The sequence below is a fragment of the Thermus composti genome, assembly GCF_014647535.1.
Taxonomy (GTDB): Bacteria; Deinococcota; Deinococci; order Deinococcales; family Thermaceae; genus Thermus; species Thermus composti.
The window spans coordinates 22,001-35,539 of the sequence record NZ_BMPJ01000004.1; the positions used below are offsets into that span (position 1 = coordinate 22,001).

Here is a 13,539-nt window from a genome sequence, read left to right on the forward strand (position 1 = left end):
AGTGGCCATGGAGCTTTACTTGGACACCGCGAACCTGGAGGAGATACGGGAGATCGCCGCCTGGGGCGTGCTCTCCGGGGTCACCACCAACCCCACCCTGGTGGCCAAGGAGTTCGCCGCCCGGGGTGAGCGGATTACCCCGGAGGGGCTAGCCCAGCACCTAAAGGCCATCTGCGAGCTCGCCCAGGGGCCCGTTTCGGCGGAGGTGACGGCCCTCGAGGCCTCCGCCATGGTGGAGGAGGGAAGGCGGCTTGCCGCCCTGCACCCCAACATCGTGGTCAAGCTCCCCACCACCGAGGAGGGCCTCAAGGCCTGCAAGCGGCTTGCCGCCGAGGGGATCAAGGTCAACATGACCCTGATCTTTTCCGCCAACCAGGCCCTTCTGGCGGCCCGGGCGGGGGCGGCCTACGTTTCTCCCTTCTTGGGCCGGGTGGACGATATCTCCTGGGACGGGGGCGAGCTCCTTCGGGAGATCGTGGAGATGATCCAGATCCAGGACCTGCCCGTCAAGGTCATCGCCGCCTCCATCCGCCACCCCCGGCACGTGACCGAGGCGGCCCTTCTGGGGGCGGACATCGCCACCATGCCCTATGCGGTTTTCAAGCAGCTTCTCAAGCATCCCCTCACGGAGACCGGCCTGAAGCGCTTCATGGAGGACTGGGAGAAGGTTAAGCCATGAAAAGAAAAGCGGAGACCCAGGTGACCCCCTTCACCTACCAGGAGCTTGCGGCCAAGATCCTGCCCGAGCTCCACCTCCTGGCCCAGGAGGCGGGGATAGAAGGCTACAAGCGGATGAAGAAGGACCAGCTCATCATGGCCCTCCTGGAGCGGCAGACCCAGGGGGAGGGCCTGCAGCTGGTCAAGGGCTACCTGGAGATCAGCCCGGATGGGTACGGCTTCCTCAACGAGAACCTTTTCAACCTGGAGTCCCGGGTGGCCATCGTCTCCGCCGGGATCATCCGCCAGTACGCCCTGAGGAGCGGGGACTACATCGTGGGCCGGGCCCGGCCTCCCCGGGAGAACGAGCGCTACGGCACCCTCCTTAAGGTGGAGGCGGTGAACGACCTGGACCCCGAGGCCGCCAAGAACCGCCCCCGCTTTGACGAGCTCATCCCCCAGTTCCCTGACCGTCAGATCCGGCTGGAGACCACCCCGGACGAGCTTTCCACCCGGGTCATTGACCTCCTCGCCCCCATCGGTCGGGGCCAGCGGGGGCTCATCGTGGCCCCCCCCAAGGCGGGGAAGACCACCCTCCTCAAGAAGATCGCCAACGCCGTCCTCAAGAACGAGCCCGACATCAAGGTCATCGTCCTCCTCATTGACGAGCGCCCCGAGGAGGTGACGGACTTTAGGGAGAGCGTCCAGGGGGCCGAGGTTATCGCCAGCACCTTTGACGAGCCGCCCCAGAACCACATCCGCGTGGCGGAGTTCGTCCACGAGAGGGCCAAGCGCATCGTGGAGGAGGGCGGGCACGTGATGATCCTCCTGGACTCCATCACCCGCCTGGCCCGGGCCAATAACCTGGTGACCCCGCCCACGGGCCGCACCCTCTCAGGGGGGCTGGACTCCGCCGCCCTCTACTTCCCCAAGCGTTTCCTGGGGGCCGCCCGGAACATCCGGGGCGGGGGGAGCCTCACCATCCTGGCCACCGCCCTGGTGGAGACGGGAAGCCGCATGGACGACGTGATCTTTGAGGAGTTCAAGGGGACGGGCAACATGGAGCTCCACCTCTCCCGCCGCCTCGAGGAGCGCCGCATCTTCCCCGCCATAGACATCCTCAAGTCCGGCACCCGGCGGGAGGAGCTTCTTCTCGGCGAGGAGGTCACCCACAAGATGTGGCTCCTCCGGAAGGTCCTGGCGGACATGGACCCCGCCGAAGCCATGGAGATGCTCCTCGCCCGGCTCGCCCGCACCAAGAGCAACAAGGAGTTCCTGGCCTCCTTGGCGGCCCGCTAGTAGGCTAAGGGCTACCCCAAAAGCGCCTGCCCTAGGCCGTGGGCATACCCCCACCGTGGCCAAAGCCGCGGTGGGGTGCTTGGTTTTGGAAGCCCTAGGGGCTTCCCCCTTGCCCGGGGCTGGGCTTTACCTGGTATACTCTCCCCAACAATTTGGGCGTTTAGGGGGTGGGTTTTGAGGAAGTGGGGTGTTTGTGCGTTCTTTGTGCTTGCTGGCCTCGGGTTGGCTCAAGTCCAGGTGAGGATTTTAAGCCCTTTGCCCCTCCCGGAAAGGGCGGTGGAGGTGGACCCGCCGGTGCGGAAGGTCTGGGTTCTCTACACCGTCCGCCCCGGGGATAGCCTGGCGGGGATCGCCGCCCGTTTCGGCGTGGATCCCCAGCATATCCTATGGTCTAGTGGTCTAGAGAGACCCACCCTTTACCCCGGGCAGACGCTAAAGATCCCCATCGTGGCCGAGGAGGACCGCCCTCCCCGGATCCCCCCCGGGGTGGAGGCCTACCGGGTCCGCCCGGGGGACACCCTGGAAAGCATCGCCCGCCGCCACGGGCTAAGCCTCCTGGACCTGATCTCCGCCAACCCCTCCTTGGAAAGCCTGGACCAGCTGGTGGCGGGCACGGTCCTCTACCTTCCTAAGAAGGCCAAGGGGCTTCTGGTGTCCCTGGGAGAGGGGCAGACCCTTTTGGACCTGGCGGGGCGCTTTGGCCTGGACCCGGTCCAGGTGGCCCGGGCCAACGGGGTGAAGGACCCCACGGAGCTTAGGCCCGGGGATTTGGTCCTCCTACCCGGGGTGGAGGCCAAGACCACCTACCAGCGCCTTCTCGCCAAGCAGGAGGCGGAGCGGAAGGCCCGCCTCGAGGCGGAAAGGCGCCGCCAGGAGGAGCTTAGGCGCCTGGCGGAGGAGAGGCGGCGGCAGCAGGCCCTTGCCCAAAGGCAGCGGCAAGCCCAGGCGGCCAGGCCTGTGGTGCGCCGGGTGAGCTACCAGGAAGGAGGGATGCGCTGGCCCCTTGCGGGCTTCCGCATCACCACTTACTTCGGGGGGAGGACCCCCTTCCAGCGCTTCCACACGGGGATTGACCTCGCGGCCCCGGCGGGCACCCCCATCTACGCCGCCAAGGCGGGCCGGGTGAAGGTGGCGGGCTGGAGCTCGTTTGGCTACGGCTTCCACGTGGTCCTGGACCACGGGGGTGGCCTGGAGACCCTCTACGCCCACATGTCCCGCATCGCCGTGCGGGCGGGGCAGTGGGTGGAGGCAGGGGAGGTCATCGGCTACGTGGGCTCCACGGGTTGGTCCACGGGGCCCCACCTCCACTTTGAGGTGCGGGTGAATGGGGTCGCCAAAAACCCCTTGACCTATCTCCCCTAAGGGCTTTGGCGCTCCCGGGGGGCCTTGGGGGCCCCCGGCTTTGTGCATGGGGCCCCTTGACCCTGAGGGCGGTAAGCTTAAGGATGGAGGGCGGCATGGAGAAGGGAACCTTCCAGATCAAGACGGGCTTCGCCGAGATGTTCAAGGGCGGGGTGATCATGGACGTGACCACCCCGGAGCAGGCGGTGATCGCCGAGGAGGCGGGGGCGGTGGCGGTGATGGCCCTGGAGAGGGTGCCGGCGGACATCCGCGCCCAGGGGGGCGTGGCCCGCATGTCCGACCCCAAGATCATCAAGGAGATCATGGCGGCCGTGTCTATTCCCGTCATGGCCAAGGTAAGGATCGGCCACTTCGTGGAGGCCATGATCCTCGAGGCCATCGGGGTGGACTTCATTGACGAGTCCGAGGTCCTCACCCCCGCGGACGAGGAGCACCACATTGACAAGTGGAAGTTCAAGGTGCCCTTCGTCTGCGGGGCCAGGAACCTGGGGGAGGCCCTGAGGCGCATCGCCGAGGGGGCGGCCATGATCCGCACCAAGGGGGAGGCGGGCACAGGGAACGTGGTGGAGGCGGTGCGCCACGCCCGCACCATGTGGAAGGAGATCCGCTACGTCCAGTCCCTCCGGGAGGACGAGCTCATGGCCTACGCCAAGGAGATCGGGGCACCCTACGAGCTCGTGAAGTGGGTTCACGAGCACGGCCGCCTGCCCGTGGTGAACTTCGCCGCCGGGGGGATCGCCACCCCGGCGGACGCCGCCCTCATGATGCACCTGGGCATGGACGGGGTCTTCGTGGGAAGCGGCATCTTCAAGTCCGGGGACCCCAGGAAGAGGGCCCGGGCCATCGTGCGGGCGGTGGCCCACTACAACGACCCCGAGGTCCTGGCGGAGGTCAGCGAGGACCTGGGCGAGCCCATGGTGGGCATCAACCTGGACCAGCTCAAGGAGGAGGAGCGGCTTGCCAAGCGGGGCTGGTAGGGCGGTCTGCGGGGTTTACGAGGTCCACCCCGAGCGGGTGGAGATGGCCCGCGCCGCCCTGCCCGAGGAGCGGGTGGTCAAGGAGGCCGCCCTCCTCCTCAAGGCCCTTTCCGACCCCACCCGCATGCGCCTCCTCCTAGCCCTGAAAGGGGCGGGGGAGCTTTGCGTGTGCGACCTGGCCCTTTTGGCCCGGGTTTCCCTTTCTGCGGTGAGCCACCAGCTCAGGCTCCTCCGCCAGGCCCGGCTGGTGGCCTTCCGCCGGGAGGGGAAGCAGGTCTACTACCGCCTGGCCGACGCCCATGTGGCCCGCCTGTTGGAGCTGGCCTTGGAGCACGCAGAAGAAAACACTTGACCATTTGCTCAAGTGATGCTACCCTAGGGGCATGGAGGCTCCTAAGGTGCGCGTTTTCCGGGTGGAGGGCATGGACTGCGCCGATTGCGCCCGGAAGGTGGAAGATGCCCTGAACCGGGTCCCTGGGGTGGTCAAGGCGGAGGTGAGCTTCCAAAGCGGCAAGGCCTACCTCCAACTGGAGGTCCCCCAGGCGGAGGAGGAGGCCGCCCGGGCCCTTTCTGCTCTGGGGTACCGCCTCCGTCCGGAAGGGGAGGAGAAAGGGGGGTTACCTGGGCCCTGGCGCTGGGCCTTGGTTTCCGGAGGGCTTCTCCTGGCGGCCTTTTTGGCTTCGCTCTTCCTCCCCGGCCTAGCCCCTTGGGGCTATCGGCTGGCGGCCTTGATAGGGGTTTTCCCCCTGGCTCGTCGTGCGGTGGCTACGTTCCGGCAAAACCCCTTCAGCATCCAAACCCTGGTTACGCTGGCTACCCTGGGAGCCATGCTCATCGGGGCGGAGGCCGAGGCGGCGCTGGTGGTCTTCCTCTTCCTCGTGGGGGAGGTGCTGGAGGCTTATAGCGTGGCCCAGGCCCGCAGGTCCCTTTACGCCCTTTCCGAGCTTCTTCCCAGGCGGGCCTACCGCCTGAAGGAGGGTGGGGTGGAGGAGGTACCCCTTAAGGCCTTGAGGGTGGGGGACCTGGTGAGGGTGCCCCCGGGGGAGCGGGTACCGGCCGACGGGGTGGTGGTGTCTGGACAGGCTTCCGTGGAGGAGGCCGCCTTCACCGGGGAGCCCTTGCCTAGGCCCAAGGGGATAGGGGACCGGGTTTACGGGGGCAGTCTGGTGCAGGAGGGGAGCTTGGTGGTAAAGGTGGAGCGCCATCCCGAGGAGGGCTTCCTGGCGGAGATGGAACGCCTGGCGGAGGAGGCCTTGCTTAAGAAGAGCCAGGCGGAGCGGGTGGTGGACGCCTTCAGCCGCCGCTACACCCCCGCCGTCCTCCTCTTGGCGGGCTTTGTGGCCCTGGTGCTTCCCCTTTTTCAGGGGGATTTCCTGGGCCACCTCTACAAGGCCTTGGCCCTCCTCCTCATCGCCTGCCCCTGCGCCCTGGTGGTGTCGGTGCCCGCGGCCATCGCCGCCGGGGTGGCCCGGGGTGCCCGGGCAGGGGTGCTCTTCAAAAGCGGGGCGGCCCTGGAGCGGCTGGCCTCGGTGCGCCACCTGGCCCTGGACAAGACCGGCACCCTCACCCTCGGCCGGCCCCGGCTGGTGCGGGTGGTGCCCCTTGGGATAGGTGAGGAGGAGGCCTTGGCCCTGGCCAAGGCGGTGGCCGAGGGGTCGAGCCATCCCCTGGCCCGGGCGGTGCGGGAGGCCGCGCCGGAGGTGAGGGCACCCTTGGCCGAAGGACACCGGACGGAGCCCGGCTTGGGTGCCTTCGCCTGGGTGGAGGGGAGGGAGGTGGGGCTCGTGCGCCCCGAGGCGGTGCCCCTCCCCAAGGAGGTGGCGGAGGTGGTGCGGGAGCTGGCCCAAGAAGGCCATAGCCTTTCCCTCCTGGTGGAAGGGACGAGGGCCTTGGCCGTTTTTGCCTTCCAAGACACGCCTAAGGAAGAGGCCCAGGCGGCCTTACGGGCGCTGCGCGCCCTGGGCCTAAGGCTTCACCTCCTCACGGGGGATCGGGAGGAGGCGGCTTTGGCCCTGGGCAAGGCCCTAGGGCTAAAGCCTGAAGAGATTAGGGCAGGGCTTTCCCCCTTGGACAAGCTTCGGGCGGTGGAGGCGTTGGCCCAGGAAGGCGGGGTGGCCATGGTGGGGGATGGGGTGAACGACGCCCCCGCCCTGGCCCGGGCCACCGTGGGCCTGGCGGTGGTGGAGGGGACGGAGGCGGCCTTGCGGGCGGCGGATGTGGGCCTCTTGGGACTGGACGCCCTGCCTCGAGCCTTCCGCTTAAGCCGCATGACCATGGCCGTGGTGCGGCAAAACATCGCCCTGGCGGTGGGCCTTAAGGGGGTTTTCCTCCTGAGCACCCTCCTGGGGCTTACGGGGCTTTGGCCCGCCGTCTTGGCCGACAGCGGGGCTTTGGTGCTGGTGACGGCGAACAGCTTGCGCCTCCTGAGGAGCAGAGTATAGTTGACCCATGCCCAGGCGCAGGTATCCCAGGCTTCTGGAGCAGTTCCTTGCGAGTGAGGCCAAGGTGGGGGTGCCCTCCGCTTCCCTTCTGGCGGGGGGCTTCCCTTGACAGGGCGGGAGCCTAAGTCCAGGATGAGGGGCGTGGTTGGCGTTTTGGCCTTACAGGGGGATTTCCGCGAGCACAAGGAGGCGCTTAAGCGCCTGGGGATAGAGGCAAAGGAGGTGCGGAAGAAGGAGCACCTGGAGGGGCTCAAGGCCCTCATCGTGCCTGGCGGGGAGTCCACCACCATCGGCAAGCTGGCCCGGGAGTATGGCCTCGAGGAGGCCGTGCGGCAACGGGTGGCGGAGGGGAGCCTGGCGGTTTTTGGCACCTGCGCCGGGGCCATATGGCTTGCCCGGGAGATCCTAGGCTACCCCGAGCAACCCCGCCTGGGTGTCTTGGACGTGGCGGTGGAGCGGAACGCTTTTGGCCGCCAGGTGGAGAGCTTTGAAGAGGACCTCTTCATCCGGGGCTTTTCCGAGCCCTTCCACGGGGTCTTCATCCGCGCCCCCGTTTTCCGCCGGCTGGGGGAGGGGGTGGAGGTGCTGGCCGAGCTTGGGGGCCTCCCCGTTTTGGTGCGGCAGGGGAAGGTGCTCGCCAGCAGCTTCCACCCCGAGCTCACGGAGGACCCTAGGCTCCACCGCTACTTCCTGGAGCTTGCCGGTTTTTAGGGGCGCATCCTCGTGTACATCCTCGGGAAGGGGATGGCCTCCCGCACGTGGCTTAGGCCGCAGATCCAGGCCACGGTGCGCTCAAGCCCCAGGCCGAACCCCGAGTGGGGGACGCTGCCGAAGCGGCGGAGGTCCAGGTACCATTCGTAGACCTCCTCGGGGAGGCCAAACTCCCGGATCTTGCGCTTAAGAAGCTCCAGGTCATGGATCCTCTGGCTTCCTCCGATGATCTCCCCGTAGCCCTCGGGGGCGAGGAGGTCGTCGTTTAGGACGAGCTCGGGGTCATTGGGGTCCGGCTCCATGTAGAAGGCCTTGATCCGGGCGGGGTAGCGCTCCACGAAGAGGGGGCGGTCAAACTGCCGGCTTAGGGCGGCCTCGTGGGGGGCGCCGAAGTCCTCCCCGTAGGGGAGAGGGGGGACCTCGGGGTCTTCCTGGCTAAGCCGGTTCACCAGGGCCACCGCCTCCTTGTAGGTGAGCCGGGGGTAGTTCCCTTCCGCGGCGGGCTCCAGGGCCTTGGGGTCCCGCCCCAGCATCTCCAGCTCCCTGGCGCGCCGTTCCAGCACCCGGGCCACCAGGTAGCGCACCAGTTCCTCCTGGAGGGCCATGTTCTCCTCGTGGGTCATGAAGGCCACCTCGGGCTCCACCATCCAGAACTCCAGGAGGTGGCGCCGCGTCTTGGAGCGCTCCGCCCGGAAGATGGGGCCGAAGGTGTAGACCTTGCCGAAGGCCAAGGCCCCCGCCTCGGCGTAAAGCTGCCCCGACTGGGAGAGGTAGGCTTTCTCCCCGTCAAAGAGCTCCACCTCAAAGAGCTCCGTGGTGCCCTCCACGGCGTTTGGGGTGAGGATGGGGGCGTCAAAGCGGAGGAAGCCCCTTTCCCCGAAGAACTCGTGGATGGCCCTTTCCAGCTCGTCCCGGATGCGCATCACCGCGAAGGGGCGGCGGTGGCGGAGCCAGAGGTGGCGGTGGTCCATGAGGAAGTCTATGCCGTGCTCCTTGGGGCCGATGGGGTACTCCCCTTGGGGGAGGCTCACCACCTCGAGGCCCCGCACGGCGAGCTCAAACCCCCCTGGGGCCCGTTCGTCCTTCCGCACCCGGCCCCACACCCTTAGGGCGGTCTCCTGGGGCAGGTGGTCGGCCTCCTGGAAGGCCTCCTCGGGGACCTCCCCCTTGACCACCGTGGCCTGGAGGAAGCCGGTGCCGTCCCGGAGGATGAGGAAGTGGATCTTGCCCTTGGAGCGCCTCTGGTAGAGCCAACCCCTTAGCTCCACCTCCTGGTCCTCGTACCGGGCGATCTCCTCAATGAAGACCCGTCGCATCCTCCCTAGTCTAAGGGGGGTTCAGGAGGTCCAGGGCCTCCGCCAGGCCGCAGGCCTCCACCGGGGCCACCACCTTCTGGGCCGCCCGCTTCACCCTTTCGGGGGCGTTCCCCATGGCGATGCCGAGGCCCACCGCCCGGATCACCTCCAGGTCGTTTTCCCCGTCCCCCACCATGGCGCACTCCTCCAAGGAGAGGCCGTAAGCCTCGGCCACGAAGCGGGCGGCGGAGAGCTTGCCCACGCCCTTCTTGGTGAGGGAGACGAAGCGCACCCCGGGCATCTTGGGGCTTTCCGCCACGTGGGCGGCAAGCCCGGGAGGGAGGCCCTCCAGGAAGACCTCCAGGGGGGCGTGGGCCTCCGCCAGGACCTGGAGGCGGACGAGGGGGCTTCCAAGCCGGAGGAGGTCCGCCCCTTCCGCCTCCACCCCTAAAAGGGCCTGGTGGGCCTTTAGGAGGGGGCTATCCCCTTCCACATAGAAGCCGCCCTCGGCGGTGTAGCCCTCCAGGGGTAGGCCGAGCCTGCGGGCGAGGCGCACCGCCTCTTGGGCCGCCTCGAGGGGCAAGGCCTCCACCCGGAGGGGCTTAACCGGGGGTTCGTGGGGGTCCTGGGTGAGGGCCAGGACCACCGCTCCCGACTCAAAGACGTGAAGCCCTTCCGGGGCAAGCCTTTGGGCTAGGGCTAAGGCCTCGCCCCGCCCCGGGCGGCCTGTGAGGAGGGAAAGGCGGAGGCCCCTCCTCCGGGCCTTTTCCACCGCGGGCCAGACGCAAGGGGGCACCCCCTTTTCCCCCACCAGGGTGCCGTCCACGTCCACGAAGACCAGCCGGATCAAAGCTCCCCCGTTTGGACGATCGCCGCCTCCCCCCCGATCTGGACGCTGTAGGGGGTGCCGGTGGGGCTGTACTCCACCACCACCTCCACGAGGCCGGGGTTGCCCAGGCGGTGGCCTTGGTAGATGGTGAGGTGCGCCCGCCCTTCCCGCCTCGGCACCACCCCCGCCCGGGCGAGGAGGGCTCCTAGGGCGGCGTTGGCCGAGCCCGTGACCGGGTCTTCGGGAATGCCGAGGAGGGGGGCGAAGTCCCGGGCGTAGAAGCTCCTCGGGCCCATGGGGGCGTAGGCGTGGACGGTGGCCACGTCCAGCCTCCGGGAAAGCTCCGTCAAAAGGGCCATCTCCGGCTCCAGGGCGTCCACCACCCCGGGGGCGACGAGGGGCACGAAGAGGCTCCAAAGCCCGGTGTAGGCCACCCCGTAGGGGAGGCCCCGGTGGAGGTAGCGCTCGTCGGTGCTCAGGGCCTCGAGGACCTCCGCCAGCGCCCGGTAGGCGGGGGGGTCCCGGAACCGGGGCACCGGACCCCGCACCCAGGCCTTCTTGGGGAGGCCGCCTTCGTGCTCTAGCTCCACGGGGAGGACCTCGCCCGGGGTGTGGAGGAAGAGCCTTCCCGTTCCCTCGGGGACGAGGCCCAGGCGGGCTAGGGCCAGGCCCAGGGCGATGGCGGCGTGGCCGGAAAACTCCACCTCTCCCCCCGGGGCGAAGAAGCGCACGCCGAAGGCGTTCTCCCTTCTTTCCGTGAGGAAGACGGTCTCCCACTCGGGAAACCGCTGGGCGATCCTACGCATCTCCTCCGGGCCCATCCCCCGGGCGTCCAAGACGATGGCCACCCGGTTCCCCGCCCCCGGGGCAGGGCTGAAGGCGTCTACCAGCGCGTAGGGGATCCTAGCCATGGCGGATCACCTGAAGCCCCAGCTCCCTAAGCTGCTCCTCGGGCACGGGGCTCGGGGCCCCGGTCAGGGGGTCCTTGCCCTCCTTGTTCTTGGGGAAGGCGATGACCTCGCGGATGGAGGGGCTTCCCGTCATGAGGGCGAGGAGCCGGTCCAGCCCCCAGGCGATCCCCCCGTGGGGCGGGGCCCCGTAGGCCAGGGCCTCGAGGAAAAACCCGAACTTTTCCCTTTGCTCCTCCTCCCCGATGCCCAACATCCGGAACATCCGGGCCTGGAGGGCGGGGTCGTGGATGCGGATGGACCCTCCGCCCACCTCCACCCCGTTGAGCACCAGGTCGTAGGCCAAAGCCCGCACCCGCCCGGGGTCCTTTTCCAGAAGGTCCAGGTCCTCGGGGTGGGGGCTTGTGAAGGGGTGGTGCATGTAGGTCCACCCCCCCCTTTCCTCGTCCCACTCCAAAAGGGGAAAGTCCACCACCCAGAGGAAGGCCCACCCTTCCCGCTTTAGGCCCAAGAGGTCCGCCGCCCTAAGCCGCACCGCCCCCAGGGCCGTGGCCGCCACCTTGCGGGGCCCGGCCACGAAGAGGAGGGTGTCCCCCATCTGGGCTTGGGTGGCCTTTAGGAGAGCTTCCCTAACAGGCTCCAAAAACCTGGCCACCCCCCCCGAGAAGCCTCCCTCCTCCACCCGGGCCCAGGCGAGGCCCTGGGCCTTGTGGCGCTTGGCCAGTTCCTCCAGCTCGGCGATCTCCTTGCGGGAAAAGGCCTTGGGGACGGCCAGGGCCTTGACGCTTTCCGCCTCCCGGAAGACCCGGAAGTCCCCCTGGCGGAAGAGGGGGCCCACCTCCTTGAGCTCCAGGCCGAAGCGGGTGTCGGGCTTGTCGGAGCCGTAGCGCTCCATGGCCTCCTCGTAGGAAAGCCTGGGGAAGGGAAGGGGAAGCTCCACCCCCAAGGCCTCCCGGAAGACGTGGGCCATGAGGCGCTCGTTGAGGACAAGGATGTCCTCCACCTCCACGAAGCTCATCTCCAGGTCCAGCTGGGTGAAGTCGGGCTGGCGGTCGGCCCTTAGGTCCTCGTCGCGGAAGCAGCGGGCGATCTGGAAGTAGCGGTCCAGCCCCGCCACCATCAGCATCTGCTTGAAAAGCTGGGGGGACTGGGGCAGGGCGTAGAAGAGGCCGGGCTCGTGGCGGTAGGGGACCAAAAAGTCCCGGGCCCCTTCCGGGGTGCTCTTGGTGAGGAAGGGGGTTTCCACCTGGACGAAGCCCTCCCGGTCCAGGAAGTCCCAGATGGCCTTGATGACCCGGTGGCGCAGGCGGAGGTTTTCCTGCATGCGCTTCCTTCTCAGGTCCAGGTAGCGGTACTTGAGGCGGAGTTCCTCGGAGACCTCCTGTTCCTCCTCTCCCCGCCAGCCCGCGTCCACGGGGAAGGGGGGCGTCTTGGCCTCGGCCAGGACCTCCAAGGCCGTAAGCTCCACCTCCACCTTTCCTGTGGCCAGGCGGGGGTTGGGCTCGGGGCGGAGGCGGACGAGGCCTTTGGCCCGCACCACCCACTCGGGGCGCACCCGTTCGGCGGTGGCGTAGGCGGGGCTATGGGGGTGGGCCACGAGCTGGACCAGGCCCTCCCGGTCCCTGAGGTCCAAAAAGATGAGGCCCCCGAGGTCCCGGCGGCGGTTGACCCAGCCCTCCAGGACCACCTCCTGCCCCGCGTGCTCTTCCCTCAGGCTTCCGGCGTAGTGGGTGCGGCGCATAATCCTCCCAAGCTTACCGGATTCTCACCCGAGGACCTGGAGGAGGTAGCCCGAAACCTCCTCCCGGCTTAGGCGCACCTGCTCCCCGGTGGCGAGCCTTTTTAGGGTCACCTCCCCCGCCCGGAGTTCGTCTTCCCCCAGGAAGCCGGCGAAGGCCGCCCCCCGCTTCAGGGCCTCCTCCAGGCCCTTGGCCGGCTTCCTGGGGGCGAGGGCGTACTCGGCCCGGAGGCGGGGCCTCAGGGCCTCGGCCAGGTAGAAAGCCTCCTCCACCGCCTCCTCCGTGAGGGGGATGAGGTAGAGGTCGGGGCCCCTTTCCTCGGGGAGGGAAAAGCCCTCGGCCTCGAGGGCCAGGGCCACCCGCTCCACCCCGAAAGCGAACCCCACCCCGGGGACCCTGGGCCCGCCCAGGAGCTCGGAAAGCCCGTCATATCGCCCCCCGCCTCCCAGGGCGGACTGGGCTCCGATCTCCTCGTGGTGCACCTCAAAGGCGGTGCGCACGTAGTAGTCCAGCCCCCGCACCAAGGCGGGGTCCAACTCGTAGGGGACGGAAAGCCTTTCCAGGTGGCGCTCCACCTTGCGCAGGTGGGCCCGGGCCTCCTCCCCCAGGAAGTCCAGCATGGGCCTCACCCCGAGCTCCTTGAGGAGGGCCTGGTCCTTCTCGCTCTTGGAGTCCAGGATGCGCATGGGGTTGAGCTCCAGGCGCTCCTTGGAGTCCTCGGAGAGGGCCTCCTTATGGGGGGAGAGGACCTCCCGTAGGTAGGCGTTGTAGCGCGCCCGGTCCTCGGGGTCCCCCACGGAGGAGAGCTTGACCTTGAGGCGCCTGAGGCCAAGCTCTTTCAGGCACTCGTAGAGGAGGACCACGGCCTCGGCGTCCAGGATGGGGTTTTCCGAGCCCAAGGCCTCGTAGTTCACCTGGTGGAACTGGCGGTACCGCCCCTTCTGGGGGCGCTCGGCCCGGAACATGGGCCCCGCCATCCAAAGCCGCACCGGCTGGGGCCAGACCTTCATCCCGTGCTCCAGGTAGGCCCGCACCATGGCGGCGGTGCCCTCGGGGCGGAGGGTGAGGGAGCGCCCGCCCCGGTCCTGGAAGGTGAACATCTCCTTGCGCACGATGTCCGTGGCGGCCCCCACGCCCTTTTCAAACACCTGGGTCTCCTCAAAGATGGGGGTGATGAGCTCCAAGGCCCCCGCCGCCTCGAGAACCTTGCGGGCGGTGGCCACGATGCGCTGGTGGAGCCTGAGCTCCTTGCCGAAGAGGTCTTTGGTTCCCCGGACGGCCATACCCTTCCACTTTACGGGCTAGGGGCTTGGGGTGCTAT

12 protein-coding genes are annotated in these 13,539 nt (G+C 68.3%); 7 read left to right on the forward strand and 5 right to left on the reverse strand.

Features of this window, described 5'->3' with window-relative positions; all coding sequences use genetic code 11:
- Nucleotides 1-7: 7 nt before the first annotated feature.
- The 7 genes from fsa to pdxT all read left to right on the forward strand — a co-directional run bounded on the left by fsa (nucleotide 8) and on the right by pdxT (nucleotide 7,447).
- The gene (gene fsa / locus IEX93_RS02270) at nucleotides 8-679 is read left to right on the forward strand and encodes a fructose-6-phosphate aldolase (protein ID WP_188846029.1); all 672 of its coding nucleotides are present in this window, start codon (nucleotides 8-10) and stop codon (nucleotides 677-679) included.
- Nucleotides 676-1,956 (forward strand): transcription termination factor Rho, encoded by a 1,281-nt coding sequence (gene rho / locus IEX93_RS02275; RefSeq protein ID WP_188846031.1) that lies wholly within the window; start codon nucleotides 676-678, stop codon nucleotides 1,954-1,956. Before fsa ends, rho begins: the two co-directional genes overlap by 4 nt.
- 237 nt (nucleotides 1,957-2,193) lie before the next feature.
- Nucleotides 2,194-3,318 (forward strand): M23 family metallopeptidase, encoded by a 1,125-nt coding sequence (locus tag IEX93_RS02280; protein WP_229906076.1) that lies wholly within the window; start codon nucleotides 2,194-2,196, stop codon nucleotides 3,316-3,318.
- Nucleotides 3,319-3,413: 95 nt separating this feature from the next.
- A complete protein-coding gene (gene pdxS, locus IEX93_RS02285) occupies nucleotides 3,414-4,295 on the forward strand; it encodes a pyridoxal 5'-phosphate synthase lyase subunit PdxS (protein WP_188846035.1) in 882 nt (293 codons plus the stop codon).
- Nucleotides 4,276-4,647 carry an ArsR/SmtB family transcription factor gene (locus tag IEX93_RS02290; RefSeq protein ID WP_188846036.1) on the forward strand — a complete coding sequence of 124 codons (372 nt, stop codon included), beginning with the start codon at nucleotides 4,276-4,278 and terminating at the stop codon, nucleotides 4,645-4,647. Before pdxS ends, IEX93_RS02290 begins: the two co-directional genes overlap by 20 nt.
- A 31-nt stretch (nucleotides 4,648-4,678) precedes the next feature.
- Nucleotides 4,679-6,736, forward strand: a complete 2,058-nt coding sequence (locus IEX93_RS02295; protein ID WP_188846038.1) for a heavy metal translocating P-type ATPase — start codon at nucleotides 4,679-4,681, stop codon at nucleotides 6,734-6,736.
- Between the two features lie 132 nt (nucleotides 6,737-6,868).
- Entirely contained in the window at nucleotides 6,869-7,447 is a 579-nt protein-coding gene (gene pdxT / locus IEX93_RS02300; RefSeq protein ID WP_188846040.1) for a pyridoxal 5'-phosphate synthase glutaminase subunit PdxT, read from the forward strand.
- Here pdxT and asnS read toward each other — a convergent pair.
- Genes asnS through hisS form a run of 5 tightly spaced genes read right to left on the reverse strand, consistent with a single transcriptional unit; the run spans nucleotide 7,444 to nucleotide 13,501 of the window.
- Nucleotides 7,444-8,763 carry an asparagine--tRNA ligase gene (gene asnS, locus IEX93_RS02305; protein WP_188846042.1) on the reverse strand — a complete coding sequence of 440 codons (1,320 nt, stop codon included), beginning with the start codon at nucleotides 8,761-8,763 and terminating at the stop codon, nucleotides 7,444-7,446. The two genes, pdxT and asnS, sit on opposite strands and share 4 nt — an antisense overlap.
- 10 nt (nucleotides 8,764-8,773) lie before the next feature.
- Nucleotides 8,774-9,592 (reverse strand): HAD family hydrolase, encoded by an 819-nt coding sequence (locus IEX93_RS02310; protein WP_188846044.1) that lies wholly within the window; start codon nucleotides 9,590-9,592, stop codon nucleotides 8,774-8,776.
- Complete coding sequence (locus tag IEX93_RS02315; RefSeq protein ID WP_188846046.1) at nucleotides 9,589-10,482, reverse strand: PhzF family phenazine biosynthesis protein; 894 nt, start codon at nucleotides 10,480-10,482, stop codon at nucleotides 9,589-9,591. The genes IEX93_RS02310 and IEX93_RS02315 overlap by 4 nt, the downstream gene beginning before the upstream one ends.
- Nucleotides 10,475-12,220, reverse strand: a complete 1,746-nt coding sequence (gene aspS, locus IEX93_RS02320) for an aspartate--tRNA ligase (protein ID WP_188846048.1) — start codon at nucleotides 12,218-12,220, stop codon at nucleotides 10,475-10,477. Before aspS ends, IEX93_RS02315 begins: the two co-directional genes overlap by 8 nt.
- 24 nt (nucleotides 12,221-12,244) lie before the next feature.
- Nucleotides 12,245-13,501, reverse strand: coding sequence for a histidine--tRNA ligase (gene hisS, locus IEX93_RS02325; RefSeq protein WP_188846050.1), 1,257 nt, complete (start codon nucleotides 13,499-13,501; stop codon nucleotides 12,245-12,247).
- Nucleotides 13,502-13,539 lie beyond the last annotated feature (38 nt).